Annotated in this window: 18 protein-coding genes; 9 read left to right on the top strand and 9 right to left on the bottom strand. The window is 70.5% G+C overall.

Annotated features, from left to right (window positions below; genetic code table 11):
- Window positions 1-579: 579 nt before the first annotated feature.
- Window positions 580-1,146, top strand: coding sequence for a DJ-1/PfpI family protein (locus ACFYNL_RS39135; RefSeq protein ID WP_388812897.1), 567 nt, complete (start codon window positions 580-582; stop codon window positions 1,144-1,146).
- Between the two features lie 131 nt (window positions 1,147-1,277).
- On the opposite strand, the gene ACFYNL_RS39130 is transcribed toward ACFYNL_RS39135, so the two are convergent.
- Together ACFYNL_RS39130 and ACFYNL_RS39125 are read right to left on the bottom strand one after the other, a co-directional pair.
- On the bottom strand, window positions 1,278-1,943 hold the full coding sequence (locus ACFYNL_RS39130) for an HAD family hydrolase (protein ID WP_388812895.1): 666 nt from the start codon (window positions 1,941-1,943) through the stop codon (window positions 1,278-1,280).
- Between the two features lie 302 nt (window positions 1,944-2,245).
- Window positions 2,246-2,761 carry a DUF6912 family protein gene (locus ACFYNL_RS39125; protein WP_388812892.1) on the bottom strand — a complete coding sequence of 172 codons (516 nt, stop codon included), beginning with the start codon at window positions 2,759-2,761 and terminating at the stop codon, window positions 2,246-2,248.
- Window positions 2,762-3,089: 328 nt separating this feature from the next.
- On the opposite strand from ACFYNL_RS39125, the gene ACFYNL_RS39120 reads away from it, so the two are divergent.
- Entirely contained in the window at window positions 3,090-3,710 is a 621-nt protein-coding gene (locus ACFYNL_RS39120) for an Rv3235 family protein (RefSeq protein ID WP_388812889.1), read from the top strand.
- Window positions 3,711-4,002: 292 nt separating this feature from the next.
- On the opposite strand, the gene secA is transcribed toward ACFYNL_RS39120, so the two are convergent.
- Window positions 4,003-6,822, bottom strand: a complete 2,820-nt coding sequence (secA, locus tag ACFYNL_RS39115) for a preprotein translocase subunit SecA (protein WP_388812887.1) — start codon at window positions 6,820-6,822, stop codon at window positions 4,003-4,005.
- 288 nt (window positions 6,823-7,110) lie between these two features.
- Here secA and ACFYNL_RS39110 point away from each other — a divergent pair, with 288 nt between their 5' ends.
- The gene (locus ACFYNL_RS39110; RefSeq protein WP_388812884.1) at window positions 7,111-7,710 is read left to right on the top strand and encodes a GNAT family N-acetyltransferase; all 600 of its coding nucleotides are present in this window, start codon (window positions 7,111-7,113) and stop codon (window positions 7,708-7,710) included.
- Window positions 7,711-7,825: 115 nt separating this feature from the next.
- Complete coding sequence (locus ACFYNL_RS39105) at window positions 7,826-9,028, top strand: winged helix-turn-helix domain-containing protein (protein WP_388812881.1); 1,203 nt, start codon at window positions 7,826-7,828, stop codon at window positions 9,026-9,028.
- 31 nt (window positions 9,029-9,059) lie between these two features.
- Here the strand turns inward: ACFYNL_RS39105 and ACFYNL_RS39100 are convergent, their stop codons facing one another.
- From ACFYNL_RS39100 to mtnA, 6 genes are all read right to left on the bottom strand, one after another.
- The gene (locus tag ACFYNL_RS39100) at window positions 9,060-9,806 is read right to left on the bottom strand and encodes a response regulator (RefSeq protein WP_019753254.1); all 747 of its coding nucleotides are present in this window, start codon (window positions 9,804-9,806) and stop codon (window positions 9,060-9,062) included.
- A gap of 201 nt (window positions 9,807-10,007) precedes the next feature.
- Window positions 10,008-10,700 carry a ribosome hibernation-promoting factor, HPF/YfiA family gene (gene hpf, locus ACFYNL_RS39095; protein WP_388812923.1) on the bottom strand — a complete coding sequence of 231 codons (693 nt, stop codon included), beginning with the start codon at window positions 10,698-10,700 and terminating at the stop codon, window positions 10,008-10,010.
- A gap of 1,655 nt (window positions 10,701-12,355) precedes the next feature.
- Complete coding sequence (locus ACFYNL_RS39090) at window positions 12,356-14,191, bottom strand: LpqB family beta-propeller domain-containing protein (RefSeq protein WP_388812878.1); 1,836 nt, start codon at window positions 14,189-14,191, stop codon at window positions 12,356-12,358.
- Window positions 14,181-16,259, bottom strand: a complete 2,079-nt coding sequence (gene mtrB, locus ACFYNL_RS39085; RefSeq protein ID WP_388812875.1) for an MtrAB system histidine kinase MtrB — start codon at window positions 16,257-16,259, stop codon at window positions 14,181-14,183. The genes ACFYNL_RS39090 and mtrB overlap by 11 nt, the downstream gene beginning before the upstream one ends.
- A 1-nt stretch (window position 16,260) precedes the next feature.
- The gene (mtrA, locus tag ACFYNL_RS39080; protein ID WP_187283109.1) at window positions 16,261-16,950 is read right to left on the bottom strand and encodes a two-component system response regulator MtrA; all 690 of its coding nucleotides are present in this window, start codon (window positions 16,948-16,950) and stop codon (window positions 16,261-16,263) included.
- 156 nt (window positions 16,951-17,106) lie between these two features.
- Window positions 17,107-18,258, bottom strand: coding sequence for an S-methyl-5-thioribose-1-phosphate isomerase (gene mtnA, locus ACFYNL_RS39075; RefSeq protein WP_388812872.1), 1,152 nt, complete (start codon window positions 18,256-18,258; stop codon window positions 17,107-17,109).
- Window positions 18,259-18,398: 140 nt separating this feature from the next.
- Between mtnA and ACFYNL_RS39070 the strand changes: the two genes are divergently transcribed.
- Genes ACFYNL_RS39070 through ACFYNL_RS39050 form a run of 5 tightly spaced genes read left to right on the top strand, consistent with a single transcriptional unit; the run spans window position 18,399 to window position 24,039 of the window.
- Window positions 18,399-19,727 (top strand): hypothetical protein, encoded by a 1,329-nt coding sequence (locus tag ACFYNL_RS39070; protein ID WP_388812868.1) that lies wholly within the window; start codon window positions 18,399-18,401, stop codon window positions 19,725-19,727.
- Window positions 19,728-19,731: 4 nt separating this feature from the next.
- Window positions 19,732-20,541 carry a DUF4129 domain-containing protein gene (locus tag ACFYNL_RS39065; RefSeq protein ID WP_388812865.1) on the top strand — a complete coding sequence of 270 codons (810 nt, stop codon included), beginning with the start codon at window positions 19,732-19,734 and terminating at the stop codon, window positions 20,539-20,541.
- Complete coding sequence (locus ACFYNL_RS39060; protein WP_388812862.1) at window positions 20,538-21,740, top strand: DUF4350 domain-containing protein; 1,203 nt, start codon at window positions 20,538-20,540, stop codon at window positions 21,738-21,740. The genes ACFYNL_RS39065 and ACFYNL_RS39060 overlap by 4 nt, the downstream gene beginning before the upstream one ends.
- Window positions 21,740-22,729 (top strand): AAA family ATPase, encoded by a 990-nt coding sequence (locus tag ACFYNL_RS39055; RefSeq protein ID WP_388812920.1) that lies wholly within the window; start codon window positions 21,740-21,742, stop codon window positions 22,727-22,729. Before ACFYNL_RS39060 ends, ACFYNL_RS39055 begins: the two co-directional genes overlap by 1 nt.
- Window positions 22,729-24,039 carry a DUF58 domain-containing protein gene (locus tag ACFYNL_RS39050; RefSeq protein ID WP_388812859.1) on the top strand — a complete coding sequence of 437 codons (1,311 nt, stop codon included), beginning with the start codon at window positions 22,729-22,731 and terminating at the stop codon, window positions 24,037-24,039. Before ACFYNL_RS39055 ends, ACFYNL_RS39050 begins: the two co-directional genes overlap by 1 nt.
- Window positions 24,040-24,207 lie beyond the last annotated feature (168 nt).

Below are 24,207 nucleotides of genomic sequence, written 5' to 3'. Positions count from 1 at the left end.
AGGCTGTGGATGGCGTCCGGGGAGCCCTTTCGCTCCCCTCCCGCCCGCGAAGACCAGCGACCGCCGCCCGGTCACGGATGTGGTCCGTGCTCTCCGGGCGCAGGGCGGGGGCTCCGGTGCCCCCGCGAACTATCGCGCTGATCACGCCACTAAGGCTATCGCTCCTTACAGGGGCCCCGTCATGAGCCGTATGTGTACAAAACCAGGGGTGGAACTTTGACGTTCTGCACAGGGGCAAAGCGGGCGGTGAGGGCGTAACTGGCGACGTCCGGGCGCCGAGGAGGAGCCTGGGAGGTGGGGCCGAGGCGGGACTCGGCCCGTGGACGGCCCCGAAAGCACGCCGCCCGGCGTGACCTACTGGCCGAAAACAGCGGTAGAACGACCTCACCGGGCAACACCAGCCCCGAGCTGCCCCCGCCCACTTGGCAAGACGCCGCCCCCGAGGCACGTTGCCCTGAGGCCCGACGAAGACGGGAGACCACGACCGAAGAAGGACCCAGGCCAAGAGGCGAACGACGATCAAGAGGCGATCCACGATCAAGAGGCGGAACACGGCCAACAAGGAGGAGCGCACCCGACATGACAGCGAAGATCCTCATCATCACCGGCGACGCCGCGGAGTCGCTGGAGGTCCTCTACCCCTACCAGCGCCTCCGCGAAGAGGGCTACGACGTCCACATCGCGGCCCCCGCCCGCAAGAAGCTCCAGTTCGTCGTCCACGACTTCGAGCCCGGCTTCGACACGTACACCGAGAAGCCCGGGTACACCTGGCCCGCCGACCTCGCCTTCTCGGAGGTCGACCCCGGCGACTACGCCGCCGTCGTCATCCCCGGCGGCCGCGCCCCCGAGTACCTCCGCAACGACCCCGAACTCCGCAAGATCCTCAAGTCGTTCTTCGACGCCGACAAGCCGGTCGCCCAGATCTGCCACGGCCCCTTGCTCACCGCGGCGATCGACGGCCTCCGGGGCCGCCGCGTCACGGCCTACCCCGCCCTGGAACTCGACATGCAGGCCGCGGGGGCCACGTTCCAGGACGCCGAAGCCGTGGTCGACGGCACGCTGGTCTCCTCGCGCGCCTGGCCGGACCACTCCAGCTGGATGCGCGAGTTCCTCACGGTGCTCCGGGCGAAGGCACCGGTGACATGACGTCCCCGACGCCGGCGTCCTGATCGGCCCGCCGGCTCACCCACGCACCACCGCCGGTCTCGCCGCCGGGCACATCACCGTCGTGCCCGGCCTCGGGCCGGCCCCGCGTTTGCGCCGGGCCGTCCGTGCCGCTACGCCGCCAACCGCTCTGCCTCCGCGACGGCCTCCTCCAGCGTGTCCACCACCGGCACGCCCACCTCCTCAAGGCTCGCCCGGCTGTGCGATCCCCCGGTGTAGAGCACGGCCCGCGCACCCACGTGCAGCGCCGCCACCGCGTCGTCGGCGGCGTCCCCGATCACCACCGTGCGAGCGGGGTCCACGCTCACCAGCGCCTCGATGTGCCGCACCATGTGCTCGACCTTGCTGCCCCCGGACGGCCCGGTCCGCCCGTCGACCCGTATGAAGTGCTCCTCGATCCCGAACCCCCGGACCAGCGGGACGAGTTCGTCATGCCCGTACATACTCAGGAGCGACTGGCTGCGCCCCGCCGCCCGCCACGCCACCAGCAGCTCCGCGACACCCTCGGTGAGCCCGCACGTCACCCGGTGCTCGGTGTAGTACCGATGGAACGTCTCGTCCATGACCGCCCACTCGGCGTCCGTCGGCAGCCGCCCCAGCAGCCGTTCGTAGAACTTCGGCACCGGCACGCAGTAGAGCGTCCGGTACTGCTCGATCGTGATCGGCTGAAGTCCCAGGTCGGCGAAGGCCGCGTTCGTCGCCCCGATGATCGCGTCAATGTCGTGGAACAGCGTCCCGTTCCAGTCCCAGACAATGTGCGCCCCTGCCTGCTTCCCCATGCCAAGAACCGTACCCGGCTCCACTGACAATCAAGAGAGCAGCAGGTCACAGGCGACCGGCAGGCTCACGAGACGGGTGCCGGGCATACGGGCAGAGGTGGCAGGCGCGCGTCAGCGTCAGCCGGCCTACGGCAGAGGCAGCAGGCGCGCGTCAGCATCCGCAGGCCTACGGCAGAGGCGGCAGGCACACGCCAGCATCCGCAGGCCTACGGCAGCAGTGGCAGGCACACGTCAGCGTCGGCAGACATACGGCATCGCCGCCAGGCACACCACACCCCGAGTCGGCGCCCCTCGGGCCCGCCTCAGTCCAGCGGTCCCACCAGGTTCGGGATCTCCTGGGTCGCGAACCACAGCAGCTCGTGGTCGTCGGCCCCGTCCACGACGAACTGGGCGTCGTCGTCCCCGCCGTCCGCCGCCTCCAGCGCCTCGGCCGCCGACGCCACATCCGCCTCCGCGTCACCGGAGTCGACATGCACGGCGGCCGCCTTGGCCAGCGCCACGCCGCCGTCGATCCGCACCTCGCCCAACGCGGCCGGATCCAACCCGCGGTCCGGATCGGTGACCGCCACCCCGTCGGGCACGTCGACCGCGACCACGACCCGGCGCCGAACGGCCGCCGCGTCCGCCGCCAGCAGCCGCAGCGAGGCCAGCGCGGCCCGGTTCAGCGCCGCGTACTCCAACTCCTCGATGTCGTCGGAGAGATACCACTCGCGCAACCCGGGCGTGACGGCGTACGCGACGAGCGGCCCGGTCCCCAGCTCGCCCGTCTTGTACGCCTCGGCGAGGCCGGGGAGGGTCAGGGGGACGTAGACGCGCATGGCCGACCGCTTTCGTGTTCGTGTGGCTCCGCAAGAACCCGGAAAGGGCGGTTCCGCACCTCCCCGGAGGGCCTTCAGGATACGTGCGGGTGTCCCCTTTCGAGTCCCCACCGCCGCCTCCTGCGGTGTCCACCCCGGTCCACGAATTCACCCGGTGCACCCCCGCCGTCGCGGGCCTCCGAGCCCCCCGATCACCCGGATAAGTGAAGTTTCCGGCCGCTCGACCCGGCTCCCGGCTTCCTTGCCGACGACCCCCAGAACCCCGTACAAGATCACCGACCACGAAGTTACCGACCGGTATCAACCGGGCTCGACGAACGGGGACTCCATGAACAAGGTCATGACCAGGGCCGCCCAGCACCGCCCCGGCAACCGCCCGCCCAGCCGTCGCGACACCCGCCGCCCCGGCGCCACCCCACCGCGCGGTCCGAGCGGTGGGGCGTCCAAGGCCGCAGCGTCCGCCGGAGCGGACCGGGCGGGTACCCGCACCCCGCAAGACGCGCTCCACGCGCCCCACGCCCGTCCAGCCGTCGCGCAGCGCGTCCCGCAGCCCTCGGCGAGCCGGACCCACGCCGTCCCCTCCAGGGCGCCCCGCGGGCCCCTTCCCCCGCCCCGCCCCACCGACGTCTTCGCCGACCGCCTGCTCCTCGTCCTGAGCGGCCAGCGCCCGGTCCATTCGATGCTCCGCCACACCGCCAGCCGCGCCTACGACGAACTCGCCCGGCTCGCGGAACGCGGCCCTCTACGCGCCCGCGGCACCCGGCCCGTCGTCCGCGACATCGGCTACTTCGAGCCCCGGCCGGGCGCCATCGAGGCCTTCGCCCGCATCGGCGCCGGGGACCAGCTGCGCGCCATGGCATTCCGTCTGGAACAGGGCCTGGACCTGCGCTGGCGCTGCACGGCAGTGGAACTGGGCGGTCGCCGCGGGCCCGCCTCAGACGGCGCCTGAGACCGCGCAGCGCCCGCCGCGGCAAACCCGTGGACCGCTGACACCGCCGGGCGCAGACGGGGGCCTGGCGGGCCGGCCGACCTCACGGACAGCGAACCGCACCCGCTGATCGCCACTCAGCCCACAGCCCCCAGCCGCCAGCCATAGTCCGCAGCCGCGGTCCGCGCAGACCAAAGGGCCGGGCCCCGAACAGGGGACCCGGCCCTCCAGCCACTACCGCAGTGCACAGTGCACCGCACCGCCGCGCCGTCCGCATCGACGACGCCACACGCCCGCGCAGTACTCGACGGCGCTACTTCTTGCGGCGGCGCCCGCCACGCGACTGCTTGCGGCGCTCCGCACGCGTGAGGCCGTCGGCCTCCGAACGCACCGGCTCGTCGCCGTTGTCGAAGTCGCCCTCGACGATGTCGCCCTCGCCGTCCACCTTGGGAGCGGTGAAGTGCAGCCGGTCCGGACGGCGTGGCGCCTCCAGCCCCTTGGCCCGGATCTCGGGACGCGCGCCCGCCTGCGCCGGCACCGCGTCCTTCTTCTCCAGGTCGGCCACCGGCTTGGCGTCCTCGACGGGGACCTCCTCGACCTGCTGCTCGACCTGGACCTCCAGGTTGAACAGGTAGCCGACGGACTCCTCCTTGATGCCCTCCATCATCGCGGTGAACATGTCGAAGCCCTCGCGCTGGTACTCGACCAGCGGGTCCTTCTGGGCCATGGCGCGCAGGCCGATGCCCTCCTGGAGGTAGTCCATCTCGTAGAGGTGCTCGCGCCACTTGCGGTCCAGCACCGACAGGACGACCCGGCGCTCCAGCTCACGCATGATCTCGGAGCCGAGCTGCGCCTCACGCTGCGCGTACTGCTCGTGGATGTCGTCCTTGATGGACTCGGCGATGAACTCGGCGGTCAGCCCGGCCCGGTCACCGGCCGCCTCCTCCAGCTCCTCGATGGTGATCTTCACCGGGTAGAGCTGCCTGAAGGCGCCCCACAGCCGGTCCAGGTCCCACTCCTCGGCGAAGCCCTCGGCGGTCTCGGCGCCGACGTAGGCGTCGATCGTGTCGTCCATGAAGTGCTGCACCTGCTCATGCAGGTCCTCGCCCTCCAGGACGCGGCGCCGCTCGCCGTAGATGACCTCACGCTGACGGTTGAGGACCTCGTCGTACTTCAGGACGTTCTTACGGGTCTCGAAGTTCTGCTGCTCGACCTGCGACTGCGCCGACGCGATCGCGCGCGTCACCATCTTGTTCTCGATCGGCACATCGTCCGGGACGTTCGCCATCGACATCACGCGCTCGACCATCTGGGCCTTGAACAGCCGCATCAGGTCGTCGCCCAGGGAGAGGTAGAAGCGGGACTCACCGGGGTCGCCCTGACGGCCGGAACGACCGCGCAGCTGGTTGTCGATACGACGCGACTCGTGCCGCTCGGTACCGAGCACGTACAGGCCGCCGAGCGACTCGACCTCTTCCTTCTCGGCCTTGACCGCCGCCTCGGCCCGCTCCAGGGCGGCCGGCAGCGCCGCCGCCCACTCCTCGATGTGCTCCTCGGGGTCGAGGCCACGCTGGCGCAGCTCGGCTTCGGCGAGGTCCTCGGGGTTGCCGCCGAGCTTGATGTCCGTACCACGGCCGGCCATGTTGGTGGCCACCGTCACGGCGCCCTTGCGGCCGGCCTGCGCGACGATCGTCGCCTCACGGTCGTGCTGCTTCGCGTTCAGCACCTCGTGCTGGATGCCGCGCTTGCTCAGCTGCTGCGACAGGTACTCCGACTTCTCGACCGACGTCGTGCCGACCAGGATCGGCTGACCCTTCTCGTGCTTCTCGGCGATGTCGTCGACGACCGCGTCGAACTTGGCGACCTCGGTGCGGTAGATCAGGTCCGACTGGTCCTTGCGGATCATCGGTTTGTTGGTCGGGATCGGGACGACGCCGAGCTTGTAGATCTGGTGGAACTCTGCGGCCTCGGTCATCGCCGTACCGGTCATGCCCGAGAGCTTGCCGTAGAGGCGGAAGAAGTTCTGGAGGGTGATCGTGGCGAGCGTCTGGTTCTCGTCCTTGATGTCCACCCCTTCCTTCGCCTCGATCGCCTGGTGCATGCCCTCGTTGTAGCGGCGGCCGGCGAGGATACGGCCGGTGTGCTCGTCGACGATCATGACCTCGCCGTCGATGACGACGTAGTCCTTGTCCTTCTTGAACAGTTCCTTCGCCTTGATGGCGTTGTTCAGGTAGCCGACGAGCGGCGTGTTCACCGACTCGTAGAGGTTGTCGATGCCCAGCCAGTCCTCGACCTTGCCGACACCGGACTCGTGGATGGCGACCGTGCGCTTCTTCTCGTCGACGTCGTAGTCGCCGGTCTCCTCGATGCCCTTGAGGGGGTTGCCGGCCTCGCCGCGCTTGAGGCGGGTGACCAGCTTGGCGAAGTCGCCGTACCACTTGGTGGCCTGGTCGGCCGGGCCGGAGATGATCAGCGGCGTACGGGCCTCGTCGACCAGGATGGAGTCCACCTCGTCGACGATGGCGAAGTTGTGGCCGCGCTGGACGAGCTCGTCCTTGGACCACGCCATGTTGTCGCGGAGGTAGTCGAAGCCGAACTCGTTGTTCGTTCCGTAGGTGATGTCGCAGCTGTACTGCTCACGGCGCTGCGCCGGCGTCATGTTGGCGAGGATGCAGCCGACGGACAGGCCCAGGAACTTGTGGACGCGGCCCATCATCTCGGAGTCGCGCTCGGCCAGGTAGTCGTTGACCGTGATGAGGTGGACGCCGTCGCCGGAAAGGGCGTTCAGATAAGCGGGCAGCGTGCCGACCAGGGTCTTGCCCTCACCGGTCTTCATCTCGGCGACGTAACCGAGGTGAAGGGCGGCGCCACCCATCAGCTGGACGTCGTAGTGCCGCTGTCCGAGAACGCGCTTGGCGGCCTCGCGAACGGTGGCGAAGGCCTCGGGCAGCAGGTCGTCCAGGCTCTCGCCGTCGGCGTAGCGCTGCTTGTACTCATCGGTCAGGGCTCGCAGCTCGGCGTCGGAGAGGTCGACGAAGTCCTCTTCGATGGAGTTGACCTGGTCCGCGATGCGGTGCAGCTTGCGCAGGATCTTGCCTTCGCCTGCACGCATGATCTTCGAGAGGACGGACACGGGGGTTGGTCTCCTTGCCGGTCGGGCCTGGGACGGTCGGTTTCCATTTGACTTGACTGAGCAACGGCCATCGTATGCGAGGACCCCGCCACGTCGGGAGCCTGCCGGGGACGCCGACCGTCCACTGCTTCAAATCTCCCTCGAAGGGGACAACGGCCGGGAGTCGCTGATGGTGCCGCGTTCGGCGAACGAATTGTGCGAAACGCGATCCCCCGCTCACTCACCGCACCGCTCGCCCACACCGTCGAAGGATGGCGCCGGTCCTGAAACCCCCAGCAGAATCGGCCGATGGAACCCGTCACGCTCACCACCGACCGCCTCCTGATGCGCACGGTCGGCCCGCAGGACACCGACGCGGTGTACGAGGCCGTCCAGGACCCCGACATCCAGCGCTGGACCACGCTCCCCTCCCCCTACCTGTACGAGCACGTCCAGAGCTTCACGCACCACCTGGTCCCCGAGGGCTGGAGCGACGGCTCGATGTTCACCTGGGGCCTCTTCCTTCTCGAAGGGCGAAACCTGGTCGGCATGCTCAACCTCACGATGCGTTCCATGAGCGGGGCGGAGATCGGTTTCTGGGGCACGAAGGAACACCGCGGCAACGGCTACATCACCGAGGCCGTCCTCACCGCGTCCCGCTGGGCCTTCGTCCATCTCGCGATCGACCGCGTGGAATGGCGCGCGGAGGTCGGCAACACCCCGTCCCGGGCAGTGGCGGTCCGCACCGGCTTCACCCTCGAAGGCACCCTCCGCTCGGCCATGGTCAACCAGGGCGTACGCCGTGACTGCTGGGTGGGTTCGCTGCTTCCGTCGGACCTGAGCCTCCCGTCCACAGCGCCCTATCTGCCCGCCCGGCCCTCGTCCGGCCGGCCGGTTCCCGAAGCCTGAGCCCGGCGTCGCGGCCGTGGCCTCCAACAGGTCAGCAGCGCCGCCCGCACCCCCACGGCTTCCCTGATCCGCAGCTCACTCCCCATTGTCAGTGCCACCGCCTATCGTCCGACCCATGACGACCCCGCGCCCCACGAACGATCTCTCCGCGGACGAAGCCCGCCGCATCGCCCTACGCGCTCAAGGCCTGCTCGGCACACCCGACCGCAAGGGCGGCGTGCGCGGCATACTCCGTCATCTCGGCGCGGTCCAGCTCGACACCATCTCGGTCCTGGCCCGCTCCCACGAGCTCATCCCGTACGCGCGCCTGGGCGCGGTGGGCCGCAGGACGGTCGAGGACGCCTACTGGACGCGCGCATCCACCGACGGCACTTCGAAGCCGCGGCCGCACGCCTTCGAGTACTGGTCCCACGCGGCCTGCATCCTCCCCGTCGAGGAGTGGCCGCACTTCGCGTTCCGCCGCCGCGCCTACCGCAACCGCCCTCACTGGAACCACCAACTCCCCGACGGCACCTACGACCAGGTCATCAAGCAGCTCCGCGCCGAGGGCCCCCTGACCGCGACCGAGCTGGGCGGCGCGAAGAGGACCAGCGAGTGGTGGGACTGGTCGGGCTCGAAGGTCGCCGTCGAACGCGCGCTCATGCACGGCGAGGTGGTCTGTGTGGAGCGCCGCGGCTGGAAGCGCGTCTACGACCTCGCCGAGCGGGCCATCCCCGAGGCGCTGCTGCACGACGAGTTGGACGACACCGAGTGCCTGCGCCGACTGGTCCGCCTGGCCGGTCAGTCCCTCGGTGTCGGCACCCGCGCGGACATCGCCGACTACCACCGGCTCAAGGGCGAGCAGGTGGACGCGGTGATCGCCGACTCCGGCCTGGTCCCGGTCACGGTCGAGGGCTGGGGCAAGCCCGCCTGGGCCGCCCCCGAGGCCTTGGAGACGCCTCCCCGAGGCCGCCACCGTACGACGCTGCTGTCCCCGTTCGACTCACTGATCTGGGAACGGGCCCGCACGGAACGCATCTTCGGCTTCACCCACCGCTTGGAGGCCTACGTCCCCAAGCAGAAGCGCGTCTACGGCTACTTCGCGATGCCGGTCCTGGCCGGCGGCCGCCTCGTCGGCCGCGTGGACCCGGCCCGCGAGGGCCGCACGCTGGTGGCCAAGCAGGTGACGCTGGACGGCCCCAAGGCGGTCCCGGCAGTGGCCCAGGCCCTGGTCGAGGCGGCGGGCTGGGTGGACTGCACGGACGTACGTGTGGAACGGGTGGATGCACCCGAGTTGCGCGAGCCGCTCACCCGGGAACTCACGCGCACGTCGGCCTGACCCGAAATCCCGCGTGGGCCCGCAAGGGCCCTCAGCGGATCTCGAGGATCTTCTCCCGCATCGCGTAGACCACGGCCTCCATCCTGGAGTGCAGCTGCAGCTTCTCCAGGATGTTGCGGACGTGGTTCTTCACGGTGTTCTCGGAGATGAACAACTCCTTGGCGATATCGCGGTTGTTCATTCCCGTGGCGACGAGCTTGAGGACCTCCAGCTCACGGTCCGTCAGCCGCGGCGCGGGCACGAGCCGCCGTTCGTCCGTGCGCTGGATCATCGACTTGAACTCGGTGAGCAGCTTCGACGCCATGGACGGGCTGATCTGCGACTGCCCGTCGGCGACCGCGCGGATGGCCGTGGCCACCTCGTCCGTGGAGATCTCCTTGAGGAGATAGCCGGTCGCGCCCGCCTTGATCGCGTCGTAGAGGTCGGCCTCCTCGTCGCTGATCGTGAGCATGATGATCTTCGCGCTGGGGGCCACCTCCTTGATGGAGGTGCAGGCCTCGATCCCGCCCCGCTTCGGCATGCGAACGTCCATCAGGACGATGTCAGGCAACAGGTCAGCGGCCTTGTCGACGGCCTCCGCGCCGTCGCCCGCCTCACCCACGACCTGGATGTCCTCCTCGGCCGCGAGCACGATCTCCAGTCCACGACGGAAGAGGGCGTGGTCGTCGACGACGAGGACTCTGATCGGTTCCTTGCGTGGAGAGCCCTCCTCCGGGCCCATGCCGACGACATCACTGTCGGCATCCTCGTCCCGCATCGGTCCGAAGCTGTCCGCCATCGTTCCTCCCCCTGAAGGCTGTGGCTGGTCCTGTGCCATCGCCAACCCAAGGCACTGGCCCAACGGTTGGGCCGGTGCGGCCATGATTTCATGCCCGGCCGACCCTACGGTGACGAGCGGGGCGCGAAGTGGTCGCACGCCGGTGCCCCTGGGGGCGCACACGCGCTCCAGGGGCACCGACTCCGCTGTCAGCCGGATGGGTCAGCCGCCCAGCGTGCCACCTGCCGCGGTGGGCTGCGCCTGGGTGACCATCGGGTCCGTGCTGAGGTGGATGACGCCGTAGTCGTAGGCGTGTCGCCGGTAGACGACACTCGGTTCCTTGGTCTCGGAGTCGACGAACAGGTAGAAGTCGTGCCCGACCAGTTCCATCTCGTAGAGGGCCTGGTCAAGGGTCATCGGGGAGGCGACATGTGTCTTCTCGCGTACGACGAGGGGGCCTTCACCCTTGACTTCCAGCGAGCCGATCTTCTTGGTGGGGATCCCGTCCGGCTCTTCCTCCTGCACGGTGTGGCCGTTGCCGTTGAGCGTCGCCGCGCCCGGAACGTGGTCGGGGACCTCGGCCGCCGTCAGCCGGCGTGCGCCTCGGCGCGAGAAACGCTTGTCGTGCTGCTTGCGCAGCCGGGCATCCAGCTTCTCCGCCGCGAGGTCGAGCGCCGCGTACGGATCGCTGGCCGCTGCCTCCGCCCGGATCACCGGACCGCGGGAGCGGAGCGTGATCTCCACTCGGTCACTGCGGTCGGCCTGTCGGGGGTTGGGCTCCTTGGACACCTCGACGTCGAGGCTGATCACCTTGGCATCGAGCCTCTGGATCTTCTCCAGCTTCAGCTTCTCGGCCACGTGCTTGCGGAACCGCTCGGGCACCTCGGTCTTGCGGCCCTTGACGACGATGTCCACGCAGAACTCCGTTCCCGGATCGCTCCGCTCCATCGGCGGAGCATCTCCCTTTTGCACCAGGCTCCGGCGATCCCCGGAACCTCGGACTCGGTGACTTCCACCTCCTCCTCCCCCACGGGCAAGATCTCCACCCCATCGCCGCGGGTGTTTGCACAAAACCACGGCACGGCATTCGGATATGGCGGGGATGGCCTGCGCCTTTCCCTCACAACCGAACATATCTCGCCCGGACGGATGTCGTCACCCTCTACTGCGGCGTACCTCCGTTCAGGTGAATAGACCCTCTCGTAACCTGCAACGATGCAAGTTCGCAGTCAGTTCCGGTTTATTTCGAAAGAATCCGGAGGGGCAGCGACCACGGCCGCGCAGATCAGGTCACCGGCCCGATCGGTACCCGTGAATCCCGGCTTCCCCTGCGTCCGCCGCACCACGTCCTCCGTCGATCCAGGTCTCTGTTCCCCTCTGCTTTCCCGAGTTCCCGCCGAGTACACAGCGGTTGCCCCTTCGACCCGCCCGTCGGGCTCCGCGGTCACCCGTCCGTACGCGCCCGCCTCCTCCACCGTTCTGCCGCACACGTTCTCCTCTCCCGCCGCGCCCTCATCCGCTGCGCGCCCCGCCCTGCTTCGGCCCCGGGCCGACGGCACCGCCCTGCCGGAGGCCACCTCCGCCGCACGGCCGCGCCTGCCCACCCGTACGGGGCCGCAGGAGCCGGCCCCTTGCGCCAGGCCCGCCCGCACGGCACGCGCCGCCTCCGCAAGCGAGGCGCCCGTGGTCATCAGGTCGTCGACGAGCACGACCGGACCTTCCGCGAGCAGCCGGACCCCTCCGGGAGCAACCGTCAATGCGCCCCTGAGATTGTCCAGCCGCTGACGGGAGTTGAGCCCCGACTGATCGGCCACCGCCCGCCGCTGTCGCAGCACGGCGAGCACACGCGCCGGCGTTCCGGCCCGCCGTAGATCACCCGCTGCCGCGAGTGCGATCCGACGGGCAGGATCGTGCCCACGCGCCCGCACCGCCGCGGGTGCGGACGGCACGGGGACGAGGAGCACAGGAGCACCGGCACTCCCGAATCGCCCCGCCTCATCCGCCCGCGTCCGGACGCCCCGGGCCCCTGCAGCCGGCACCGACGGCCCTCTCCCGCCCGCACAGGCCTCCAGGAGCCCCGCACGCACGGCTCCCGCCAGAGCCGTCCCGAGCGGCGCGGCCAGCGCCAGCACACCCCGTTCCTTGTGAGCCAACAGCGCCGCCCGCACCTCGTTCGTGTACCGGGCGGCCGCGTACACGACCGGCAGCCCGCCGGGCTCCGGCACCGGTCGCACCCGACTCGGTACGGTCCCGCTCAGGACGGCACGGCACCCTTGGCAGAGCACCGTGCGAGGCCTTCCACAGCCTCCGCACTCGGTCGGCAGCACCAGGTCGGTGAAGTCCTGCCACCACCCCCGCATGCCCACCACTGTGCCAAGGCCCGCGACGAGCGACCACCCCTGTGGAAAACCCCCTGTGGAAAACCCCGGCCCCGCGCTCCCGCCCAGGAATCGAGGACTCCCACCCGAACGAAAAAGCGGCTGCTTCGGGCAGCCGGGTCTCACCCCGGCCACCCGAAGCAGCCGCCACAGTCGACGTCCCCGGACCCAGCGGTCCGGCCGGACAGGACCTCAGCCCGGATACACCGGCGCTGTCCCGTCCGTCACGACCTTTCGCCACTGCGTTCCGGACGGCAGTCGTACGATGCCGTCCTCCGAGTACCCGACCAGCGGGAGCCGCGCGTCCTCGGACGCGGTGATCTCCTTCACCCCGCTCAGCGCCGCGGGCGCCGGCCCCTCCGGCGTGGAGCCGTCGACCTGGACGTAGCGCATCGTCTGCAGGCCGCCCTTCTCCCGACCGGCCACCACGAGCCGACTGTCACCGGCCCACGACATCGCGGTGACCTCCTCCAACTCCGGGGTGGCAGAGCGGAGTTCGTGCACCGAGACGGCAGAGCGGCCGCCCGCCTTGTGATCGTCGCCGCGTTCGATCCGCCCGATGAGCAGCGACGACTTGTCGCCCTGCTTCACCACGAGCGCGATCCGCACGCCGTCGGCAGCCACCCGGACGGACTCGATGCTGCCCTCCAGACCGGGCGGCGTCTTCACCACCAGCGGATCGCCGACGCCCTCCTGCAGCAACAACAGCCGGGGATCGGCGGGGTCGCGGTCGGCCACCCACAGATCGCCCTGGGCGTCCCAGCTGGGCGTGGAGAGCCCCTCCTCGGCCTTCTTTCCCGCGCTGGTCAGCTCTGGCTCGCCGAGCGGACCGTCCGACACCAGCGCGCCCACGTACAGGTTCCTGCCGTCGAGGCTCACCCCGGCCGCCATGCCCTCGTCACGCGACACCGCCACCGACCGCAGTTCCCTCTCGCCCTCACCGAGAGCACCCGGGACCGGATCGGGCTTCGTGTCGTTGGTGGCGGCAGCCAGCCGTACGAGCCGGTGGTTGTCGTCGAGGAAGTACAGGTACTCGGCACGCCCCACCGACCCGCGCGCGGCCACGGCCTCCGCGTCGTCGTCGGTGAGCGCGCACAACTGCCGGTCGCCCGACTCGAGCACGATCTCGTCCACCGTGGGGGTGAGGTTGTGCAGGGTGAACAGGAGCTGCGCCGCCATCTCCTTGCACTTGGCCAGTCCGACCCGAGCCGCCTTGTCGTTCAACGGCACGGTCAGCCGGTTCTGGTCGTCCGGTGTCAGCGAGTCGACACTGAGAGCCGTGCCGGTGGGGAAGCTCGACCGGACCACCGGGTCGAGCCAACTGGTGGGCCCCCTGAGCAGGGAGCGCACCGTCTGCGTCATGGGATCCACGTTCCGGCGGACGTAGACGGGGTCGGCGACGGCGGCCGTGTGCTGAGAGCTGCCGAGCGTGGTGCTCGATGCGAAGTAGTACTTGTCGACCGACATGTAGTTGCGCTGGAAGTCCGACTGGCCCATGACGACACCGCGCGGCGGCACGTCGATACGCCACTGCTTGGACTTCTTCTCCCGGACGAGGTGCATCGACTCGTTGTAGGCCCCGCCGGCGGGCGCGTACGACTGCTGCGCGTCCACCGTGGCGACCCTGGTGCCGGTCAGCGTGTACGTGAGGCTGGCGCCGTCCTCGCGGCCTCCCACGTGCTCGGCCTCGGCGCCCGGCCCGTCGGCGAGCACCGTGGTGGACCGCTTGGGCTGCCACCTGCGAGCGGCTTCCTCGGTCAGGTACTTGCTGGCTGTCTCGTAGTCCGGATCGTCGCTGGTCAGCGCCTCCAGGAAGCCCGACACGATCTCCGATGACGAAGCGTCCTCACGGGGCGGCATGGCGAAGACCCGCACCAGCGTGTCCTGGCGCGGCGTGGACTCGACACCGCGCAGGTCACCGCTGTCCGGCATCGAGGCGCACCCCGTCAGCAATACGGCGCCACAGGCGGCGTACGCCACCGCGCGCCCCGGCCTGCGTCGGGCGCCCCCCTCACGGTCAGCGGCCACGGAATGCCTCCCCCTGGTCGTGCGGCTCCTCGGCGGGCCCGGCTTCCTCGCTCGGCGTGCGTTCCGCCCCGGCCCGGTCGTCCTGTCGTCTCGCTCCCGACGCGGGGCGGGGCACCACGCGCGCGCCGTTGCCGGGCAGCGCCGTGGGATCCGCCTTGGGGGGCGTGGCCGCGCCCAACCGCGACGCGATCGGATCCCGCGATGACACGGGAGACGCCTGGTCGCCGGAGGGCTGCGTCGGCAGCGTCGCGGCCTTCTCGCCGCCACCGGACGGCAGACCGGCGTCATCGAGTCCGCGGTTGCGGCGCGAGTCCTTGGGTTCGAGCGGTATGGGTGAGCCCCGCAGCGGCTCGTCCGCCGTCCGCGGCAGCGTCAGCCGGAACTGCGAACCGCCCCCCGGCTCGCCCCACGCCTGCAACCAGCCGCCGTGCAGCCGCGCGTCCTCCAACGCGATGGACAGGCCCAGACCCGTACCGCCCGTGGTACGCGCGCGTGCCGGGTCCGCCCGCCAGAAGCGGCTGAAGACACGGGTGGCTTCACCTGGCTTGAGCCCGACGCCGTAGTCGCGCACCGCGACCGCGACGGCCCCGCCTGCGGAGGCGAGCTTGACGACGACGTCCCTGCCCTCGCCGTGCTCGACGGCGTTGACCACGAGGTTGCGCAGCACCCGCTCGACCCGCCGGGCGTCCGCCTCCGCGACGATGGGCTGCTGATCGCCGACGACACGTATCTGTGTCCCCTTGCGCTCGGCGAGCGGCTCGGCCCCGCTGACCACGCGTCGCACGACCTCCCTGAGGTCGATCGGCTCGGCCTCCAGCGCCGCCGCGCCCGCGTCGAAGCGACTGATCTCCAGCAGGTCGGCGAGCAGCGACTCGAACCGGTCCAGCTGGTCGGCCAGCAGCTCCGCCGACCGCGCGGTCACCGGGTCGAAGTCCTCCCGCGCCTCATGGATGACGTCGGCGGCCATGCGTACGGTCGTCAGCGGCGTCCGCAGCTCGTGCGACACGTCCGACACGAACCGCCGCTGCATCCGCGACAGGTCCTCCAGCTGCTGAATCTTCAGCTGAAGGTTCTGCGCCATCTTGTTGAATGCCTCGCCCAGCCGCGCGATGTCGTCCTCGCCGGTGACCTTCATCCGCTCCTGCAGCCGCCCCGCGGAAAGCCGCTCCGCGATACCGGCCGCCATCCGCACCGGCGTGACGACCTGCCGCACCACGAGCCAGGCGATGGCCCCGAGAAGCACGACGACGAAGAGCCCGGCGGTGGCAAGGGTCCCCTTGACCAGGCTCAGCGACTTCTCCTCCTGAGTGAGCGGGAAAAGGTAGTAGAGCTGGTACGGGTCGCTGTTGGGGTCGTTGACCTGTTTGCCGATGACCAGAGCCGGCTGGGACTCCTTCTTGGCGCTCGGGTAGTAGACGATGCGCGTGTAGCTCTGGAACGCACTCGTATTGCTGTCGATCCGCTCGCGCAGGTCCTCCGGCACGCTGCTCGTCGGGTTCACACCGCCGGAAGCACGCGGACCGCGCCCGCCGGTGTCACCGCCCGCGGACGTCGGGAGCGTCACGACGTCGAAGGCGCCCTGGCCGCCGCTGGAGAGCGAGGAGACCAGGTCGCTCATCCATTGGATGACGTTCTGGTCGGAAGGCTCGCCCGCCGTCCCGCCGTCGTCCGCAGTGCCGGCCGCCGCCTCGTCGGCCCGCTGCTTGGCCGCCGCGAACCCACCCGTGGCCTGGCTCTGCGAGGCCTTCACCTTGGCGTCCAGCAGGCCGTTGCGCACCTGGCCGATGACGACGAAGCCCAGCAGCAGAACGACGCCGAGCGACATCAGCAGGGTGGTGGCGACGACCTTGAGCTGGATGTTGCGCCGCCACAGCCGCATGACGGGCAGCAGCGGCCGACGCACCCAGCGCAGCAGAAGCCGAAGAACGGGGCTGCCCTGGACTCCTCCTTGCAGCAGCCCGCCCTCAAGGAACCGCCCCCAACGGGAGCCCGACACCCTCCGGCCGACAGGCCGCTCCGGACGGGCCCCGGTCCGACCGGGGGCCGCAGCGGCACTGTCCCGGGACATGTCAGCTCGGCCCTGCCTTGTAACCCACACCACGCACGGTCACCACGATCTCCGGCCGCTCCGGGTCCTTCTCGACCTTGGAACGCAGCCGCTGCACATGCACATTGACCAGACGCGTGTCGGCCGCGTGCCGGTAGCCCCACACCTGCTCCAGGAGCACCTCACGCGTGAACACCTGCCACGGCTTGCGGGCCAGCGCGACCAGCAGGTCGAACTCCAGCGGCGTCAACGCGATCGACTGCCCGTCCCGCTTCACGGAGTGCCCGGCCACGTCGATGACCAGATCACCGATGGCGAGCTGCTCGGGTGCCGGCTCCTCCGACCTCCGCAGCCGCGCCCGGATACGGGCGACGAGCTCCTTCGGCTTGAACGGCTTCACGATGTAGTCGTCGGCACCGGACTCCAGGCCGACGACCACGTCGACGGTGTCACTCTTGGCCGTCAGCATCACGATCGGCACCCCGGACTCCGCCCTGATCAGACGGCACACCTCGATGCCGTCTCGCCCGGGCAGCATCAGGTCCAGCAGCACCAGATCGGGCTTGGCCTCCCGGAATGCGGCCAGCGCCTTGTCGCCGTCGGCTACGAAAGACGGCTCAAAACCTTCACCACGCAGCACAATGCCGAGCATCTCGGCCAGTGCGGTGTCGTCGTCGACGACAAGGACTCGTCCCTTCATAAACGACATCATCCCATTCTCATAACAGTGGCGAAGGCTCAGGTGAGGTAGGTCACCGGCCAGTGACCTTAGTCGTACGCGGTCACCACTGTCTGCCCTCATCGGCATCGCAGTCAGTGACGTGAGAGCGGGTGTGCCCACGTCTGCACCCGGCCGGTTCCCTCTACCTCACAACGACCGCGGCACCTGCCGCGACCGGGCACACAACTCGGACAAGGCCTCCGGCGTCACGGGTGAAGCGGCCCCCTCCTCGGTGACGATCGCCGTCACCAGCTCGGGCGGCGTCACATCGAACGCGGGGTTGTACGCCTGGGTCCCCAACGGCGCCACCGGTATCCCGCCCCCCATCTCCGCCCCCGCCACCGGCACCTGCGGGGCGAGGAACTCGGTGACCTCGAAGCCCGCGCGCTGCTCGACCTCGATGGACGCCCCGTCCGGCGTCCCCGGATCCACCGTCGTCAGCGGCGCCACCACGATGAACGGCACATGGTGATAGCGCGCCAGCACCGCCAGCGGGTAACTCCCCACCTTGTTCGCCACCGAACCGTCGGCCGCGATACGGTCCGCCCCGATCAGCACCGCGTCCACCTCGCCGGCCGCGAACAGGGAGCCCGCCGCGTTGTCCGTGAGCAAGGTGTACGCCATCCCGCTGCGCGCCGCCTCGTACGCCGTCAGCCGCGCCCCCTGCAGCAACGGCCGCGTCTCGTCCACCCACAGCCGCCGCAGCCGCCCGGCCCGGTGCGCCGCCAACGCCACCGCGAACGCCGTGCCCTCCCCGCCCGACACCAGCGCTCCGGTGTTGCAGTGCGTGAGGATGCGGTGACCGCCGCCCGGAAGCAGCTCGTCCAGCAGCGCCAACCCGTGCTCGGCCATACGGGCGCTGGCCTCGGCGTCCTCCTGGTGCAACGCCCGCGCCGCACCCAGCGCCGCCACGGCGGCCTGCCCGACGTCTCCACTGCGCGCGAGCTCGTCCCGATAAGCGGCCTGGGCCCTGCGCACACCCACAGCCAGATTCACAGCCGTGGGCCGGGCCCCCGCGAGCGACTCCGCGGCGTCGTCCACATCGAAACCGCGCGCGGCGGCGAGCGCGACGCCGTACGCCCCGGCGATACCCAGCAGCGGTGCCCCGCGCACGGCGAGCGAACGGATCGCCTCCACCAGCGCGGGCGCGTCCGTACAGACCAGCTCGACCTCCTCAGCCGGCAACCTCGTCTGATCGAGGAGCGCCACAACGGGGCCCTCGGGTGGCTCGTCCCATCGGATCGCCGGAATCTCGGTCGGCCCGCTGTCCTCGCCGGAATGCGCGTACTGATCAGCCATGCGGTCAGTCTGCCCCGTATCCGGCGGACAATTGAAGGTGTGCAGCCCATACCGCGGCCGGTACCCCGACGACCACCCCATGGCACGATGGCTGCCAACCTGCCGCCGCGACCGCGGACGGGCACCGTGAAGGAGCGACGATGAAAGACACTCCGGGCTGGGCCTCGCCCGGATCCGCCCCGTCCGACGGGCAGGAGCCCGGCGCGTCCGGCCCGGCCGAGCCCGCAGACCGTTCCGACTCCGCACAGCAGCCGGGAACGGACCCACAGGAGCCCGGCTCGAAGTGGTCCAAGGAGCAGCCGCCGCCCGCCCAGTGGTCCGCCCCGACGGGCCCGCAAGCTCCCGGCGAGGCACCACCGCCTCCACCGCCCGGCCCGGGCTGGGGCGCTCCGCCTCCAGCGAGCCCCGGCGGATACGGCGGCGGCCAGCAGGGCTACGGCCCTCCGGGCGGGTACGGCGCGTGGGGAAGCGGCTGGGGCGGTCCTCCGCCCGCCGCCAAGCCCGGTGTGATCCCGCTGCGCCCGCTCGGCGTCGGTGAGATCCTCGACGGCGCGGTCTCCACCATGCGCACCTACTGGCGCACGGTCCTGGGCATCTCCCTGACCGTCGCCGTCGTGACGCAGATCCTCGTCATCCTGCTCCAGGGCTTCGTCCTGAACGACCTCGCCGGCACCGAGGCGCTCAACGACCCGAGCGCCACCGTCAGCGAACTGGCCCGAGCCACCCGCGACGCCCTGATCAGCTCCACCCTGGTCTTCCTGATCTCGGTGATCGGCGCCATCGTCGCCACCGCCCTGCTGACGACGGTCACCAGCCGCGCGGTGCTCGGCAAGTCGGTGACGACCGGCGAAGCCTGGCGCGACGCCCGGCCTCAGGTGCTGCGGCTCTTCGGCCTGCTCTTCCTGCTGCTGCTCATGACCTTCGGTCTGGTGACCGTGGGCGCCCTGCCGGGCATCCTCGTGGCTGCCTCGGGCTCCGGTGAGGGAGGCGCGGCCCTCGCCGTGCTGGGCGTTCTCGGCGCCGGCATCGTCGCACTGTGGCTGTGGTTCCGCTTCTCCCTCGCCTCGCCCGCGCTGATGCTGGAGAAGCAGGGCATTCTGAAGTCGCTGAGCCGCTCCGCGAAGCTGGTCCGGGGCTCCTGGTGGCGTGTGTTCGGCATCCAGTTGCTCGCCACGATCATCGCGAACATCGTCGCGGCGATCGTCGTCATCCCCTTCACCTTCCTCGGCGGCGCCGTAAGCGGCGAAGGGGCGACCAGCTTCGTCGAGGGCACCACCGACTTCGGCTGGACATTCCTCATCATCAGCGGCATCGGCTCGGTGATCGGCTCCATGATCACCTTCCCGATCTCGGCCGGTGTCACCGTGCTGCTCTACATCGACCAGCGCATCCGCCGCGAGGCCCTCGACCTCGAACTGGCCCGAGCAGCCGGCGTCCAGGGGTACGGCGCCGACACCGGGGGGAGCTGAACCGGTGTTCCTGGCGGGGGGAGTTGCCGGCGCGGCGTCAGCACTACCGGACGCCGCCGCACGCACGGTGCTGCGCGCCCACAGCACCGCGGTGCTGTCGCTGTCGCGGGGCGGCGACACGTCCGTACTGTCGCTGCCGACCCGCTCGGACGACGAGCCGCCGCTGACGATCCCGCGTGATCCGGCGCGGGAAGCGGCCCGGCGCGAGCTGTCCAAGAACATGTACCACGAGAACGAACCGAGCTGGTTCCAACGTGCCTTGGACGCCTTCTGGGAATGGGTCGAAGACCTGTTCAGCAGCGCCTCGACCGTCACGCCCGGAGGGCCGCTCGGCCTGGTCGTCGTCATCCTGGTCGCCCTCGCGGTCCTCGGCGCCCTGTGGTGGCGCCTCGGCACCCCCCGCCGACAACCCACCTCCTCCGCCGCCCTGTTCGACGAGCGCCCCCGCAGCGCCGCCGAACACCGGTCCGCCGCCGAAGCGCACGCTGCCCAGGGCCACTGGAACCAGGCCGTCCAGGAACGCATGCGCGCCATCGTCCGCTCCCTGGAGGAACGCGCACTCCTCGACGCCCGCCCCGGCCGCACCGCGGACGAGGCCGCCGCCGAAGCCGGCCGCTCACTGCCCTCCCACCGAGACCGGCTGCGCACAGCCGCCCGGGACTTCGACGACGTGACATACGGCGGGCGGACAGCCACCCAGCAGGCGTACCAGCGCATCGCGGAACTCGACGAGGCCCTGGAGAGCACCAAGCCACAGCTCGCGAGCAACGCACCCAGCACAGCCCCCCATGCCCGCCACGGAGCCGCCCGATGACCACCGAGGCCACGCTCCCGTCCACCTCGGCCTCGCCCACCACACGCCAGGTCTGGACCCGCACCCGAGGCATCGCTCTCGCCGTCGTCGTCCTGCTGGCCGCGGCCGTCGCGATCGCCACGATCCGCTCCGACACCCGGCACGGCGCCCTCGACCCCCGCTCCGCCGACCCCAACGGCAGCCGCGCGATCGCCGAACTCCTCGCCGACCGGGGCGTGGACACACGCGTCGTCACCACGTTGGACGAGGCACGCTCCGCGGCCGCCCCGGACACCACCCTCCTGGTCGCCTCCCCCGACCTGTTGACGCACCGTCAACAGTCGCGGCTGCGCTCGGCCACCGCCGACGCCGACGGCCGTACCGTCCTCGTCGCCCCCGGCAGCCGGTCCGTCGAACGACTCGCCCCCGGTGTCACCGCCGACCCCGCCACCAGCCTCGAAGACGAACTCGACCCCGGCTGCTCCCTGCCCGCCGCCCGCCGCGCCGGCACCGCCGACCTGGGCGGCATCCGCTACACCACCACCCACCTCGACGCCGACGAGTGCTACCCCAGCGAGCGCCTGGCCACCCTCCTGCGCGTCCCGGAGACCAGCGGGGGCGGCGACACGGTGGTGCTCGGCGCACCCGACATCCTCGTCAACGACCGCCTCGACGAGCTGGGCAACGCCTCGCTCGCCCTCCAACTCCTCGGTTCCCGCCCCCATCTGGTCTGGTACCTCCCCTCGCTCTCCGACACGACAGCCGCCGACCCGGAAGGCGAACGCGGCTTCTTCGACCTGCTCCCCTCAGGCTGGGTCTGGGGCGGCCTGCAACTCTTCATCGCCGCAGCACTGGCCGCCCTCTGGCGGGCACGCCGACTCGGCCCCCTGGTGCCTGAGAAACTCCCCGTGGCGATCCGCGCCTCCGAAACCGTCGAAGGCCGCGCCCGCCTCTACCGCAAGGCGAACGCCCGCGATCGCGCGGCCGCCGCTCTTCGCTCCACCACCCGCACGCGCCTCGCCCCCCTCGTAGGTGTCGCCGCCTCCCAGGCGCATGCGCCCGAGGCCCTTCTCCCCGCCCTGTCCGCCCACCTCCGCAACCCCGAGGACGGACAGACCCTGCACACACTCCTCTTCGGCTCGCCGCCGAGCGACGACGCAGCACTCATCTCCCTCGCCGACCGACTCGACGCCCTCGAAAGAGAGGTACGCCGTCCATGATGGACCCGACCACTGACAACGCCGGGAGCACCGGGGATCCGGGCAGCGCCCGCGCCTCCCTGGAGGCCCTGCGCGCCGAGATCGCCAAAGCCGTGGTCGGCCAGGACCCCGCAGTGACCGGCCTCGTCGTAGCCCTCCTCTGCCGCGGACACGTTCTCCTTGAAGGAGTCCCCGGGGTGGCCAAAACGTTGCTCGTCCGCGCCCTCGCATCCGCACTCGAACTCGACACCAAACGCGTCCAGTTCACACCCGACCTCATGCCCAGCGACGTGACCGGCTCCCTGGTCTACGACACCCGCACCGCCGAGTTCTCCTTCCAGCCCGGCCCGGTGTTCACCAATCTCCTCCTCGCCGACGAGATCAACCGCACCCCGCCGAAGACTCAGTCCTCGCTCCTCGAGGCCATGGAGGAACGCCAGGTCACCGTCGACGGGACCCCCCACCCGCTCCCGGAACCCTTCCTGGTCGCGGCCACCCAGAACCCGGTCGAGTACGAGGGCACCTATCCCCTCCCCGAAGCACAGCTGGACCGTTTCCTCCTCAAACTCACCATCCCCCTGCCCTCACGCCAGGACGAGATCGACGTCCTCACGCGCCACGCGGAGGGCTTCAACCCACGCGACCTGCGCGCCGCCGGCGTACGCCCCGTAGCGGGTCCCGCAGACCTGGAAGCGGCACGCGCGGCCGTGGCCAAGACGACCGTCTCCCCGGAGATCACGGCCTACGTGGTCGACATCTGCCGGGCCACACGCGAATCCCCCTCCCTGACCCTCGGCGTCTCCCCACGTGGCGCCACGGCCCTCCTGGCCACCGCCCGCGCCTGGGCCTGGCTCACCGGCCGCGACTACGTCACCCCTGACGACGTCAAGGCACTGGCCCTGCCCACCCTCCGCCACCGCGTTCAGCTCCGCCCGGAGGCCGAGATGGAAGGCGTCACCGCCGACTCCGTCATCAACGCGATCCTGTCCCACGTCCCCGTCCCCCGCTGATGGCACTCACCGGACGCGCCGCACTCCTCGCGGCCCTAGGCTCCCTCCCGGTAGGCATCTGGGATCCCAGCTGGACGGGCATCCTCGCGGTCAACGCCCCGCTGGCCGTCGCATGTGCCTGTGACTTCGCACTGGCAGCGCCCGTACGACGTCTCGGCCTGGCCCGCTCCGGCGACACCTCCGTACGCCTGGGCGAAACAGCCGACGTGACCCTGACCATCACCAACCCGTCCGGCCGCCCCCTCCGCGCCCACATCCGCGACGCCTGGCCCCCCAGCAGTTGGCAGCCCGGCACCGAGACGGCCGCCTCGCGTCACCGCGTGACGGTGCCGGCAGGCGAACGCCGCCGCCTCACCACCCGCCTGCGCCCCACCCGCCGAGGCGACCGCCGCGCCGATCGCGTGACCGTCCGTTCATACGGCCCCCTCGGCCTCCTCTCCCGCCAGGGCACCCACAAGGTTCCCTGGACCGTACGCGTCCTGCCCCCCTTCACAAGCCGCAAGCACCTGCCCGCCAAACTGGCCCGCCTGCGCGAGCTCGACGGCCGCACCAGTGTTCTCACGCGCGGCGAAGGCACAGAGTTCGACAGCCTGCGCGAGTACGTTCCCGGTGACGACACCCGCTCCATCGACTGGCGCGCCACGGCCCGGCAATCTGCGGTCGCCGTCCGCACCTGGCGCCCCGAACGCGACCGCCACATCCTCCTCGTTCTGGACACCGGACGTACCTCAGCAGGACGCGTGGGCGACGCACCGCGCCTGGACGCTTCCCTGGACGCGGCCCTGCTCCTGGCAGCCCTCGCCTCCCGCGCCGGCGACCGCGTCGACCTCCTCGCTTACGACCGTCGCGTACGCGCCCTCGTTCAGGGCCGCGCAGCAGGCGATCTCCTCCCCTCCCTGGTCAACGCCATGGCCACACTCGAACCCGAGCTGATCGAAACGGACGCCCGAGGCCTTACGGCCACCGCTCTACGTACGGCGCCGCGCCACAGCCTGATCGTCCTGCTGACAACCCTGGACGCCGCCCCCATCGAAGAAGGCCTGCTCCCTGTTCTGCCTCAACTCACCCAGCGCCACACGGTGCTACTGGCATCGGTAGCCGACCCACACATTGCACGCATGGCAACAGCCCACGGGAACACAGACTCGGTGTACGAGGCCGCAGCCGCCGCCCAGGCTCAGAGCGAACGCCATCGCACGGCAGACCAACTCCGCCGCCACGGCGTCACGGTCGTCGACGCGACCCCGGAGGAACTCGCGCCGGCACTGGCAGACGCGTATCTCGCGCTGAAAACAACCGGACGCCTGTAATCAAAAGGTCTCTGAGCACCCTCAGAGACCCAATTTCTCACGCTGAGCAAACGCAGAAAGCCCCCGTGCCGGTATCCCCGGCCGGGGGCTTTCTCAAAATTTGTTCGGCGGTGTCCTACTCTCCCACAGGGTCCCCCCTGCAGTACCATCGGCGCTGTAAGGCTTAGC

This window comes from Streptomyces sp. NPDC007808 (assembly GCF_042868655.1).
GTDB lineage: Bacteria > Actinomycetota > Actinomycetes > Streptomycetales > Streptomycetaceae > Streptomyces.
The sequence above is the reverse complement of the archived record's forward strand: the minus strand, read 5'-3'. Positions and strand labels throughout refer to the sequence as shown.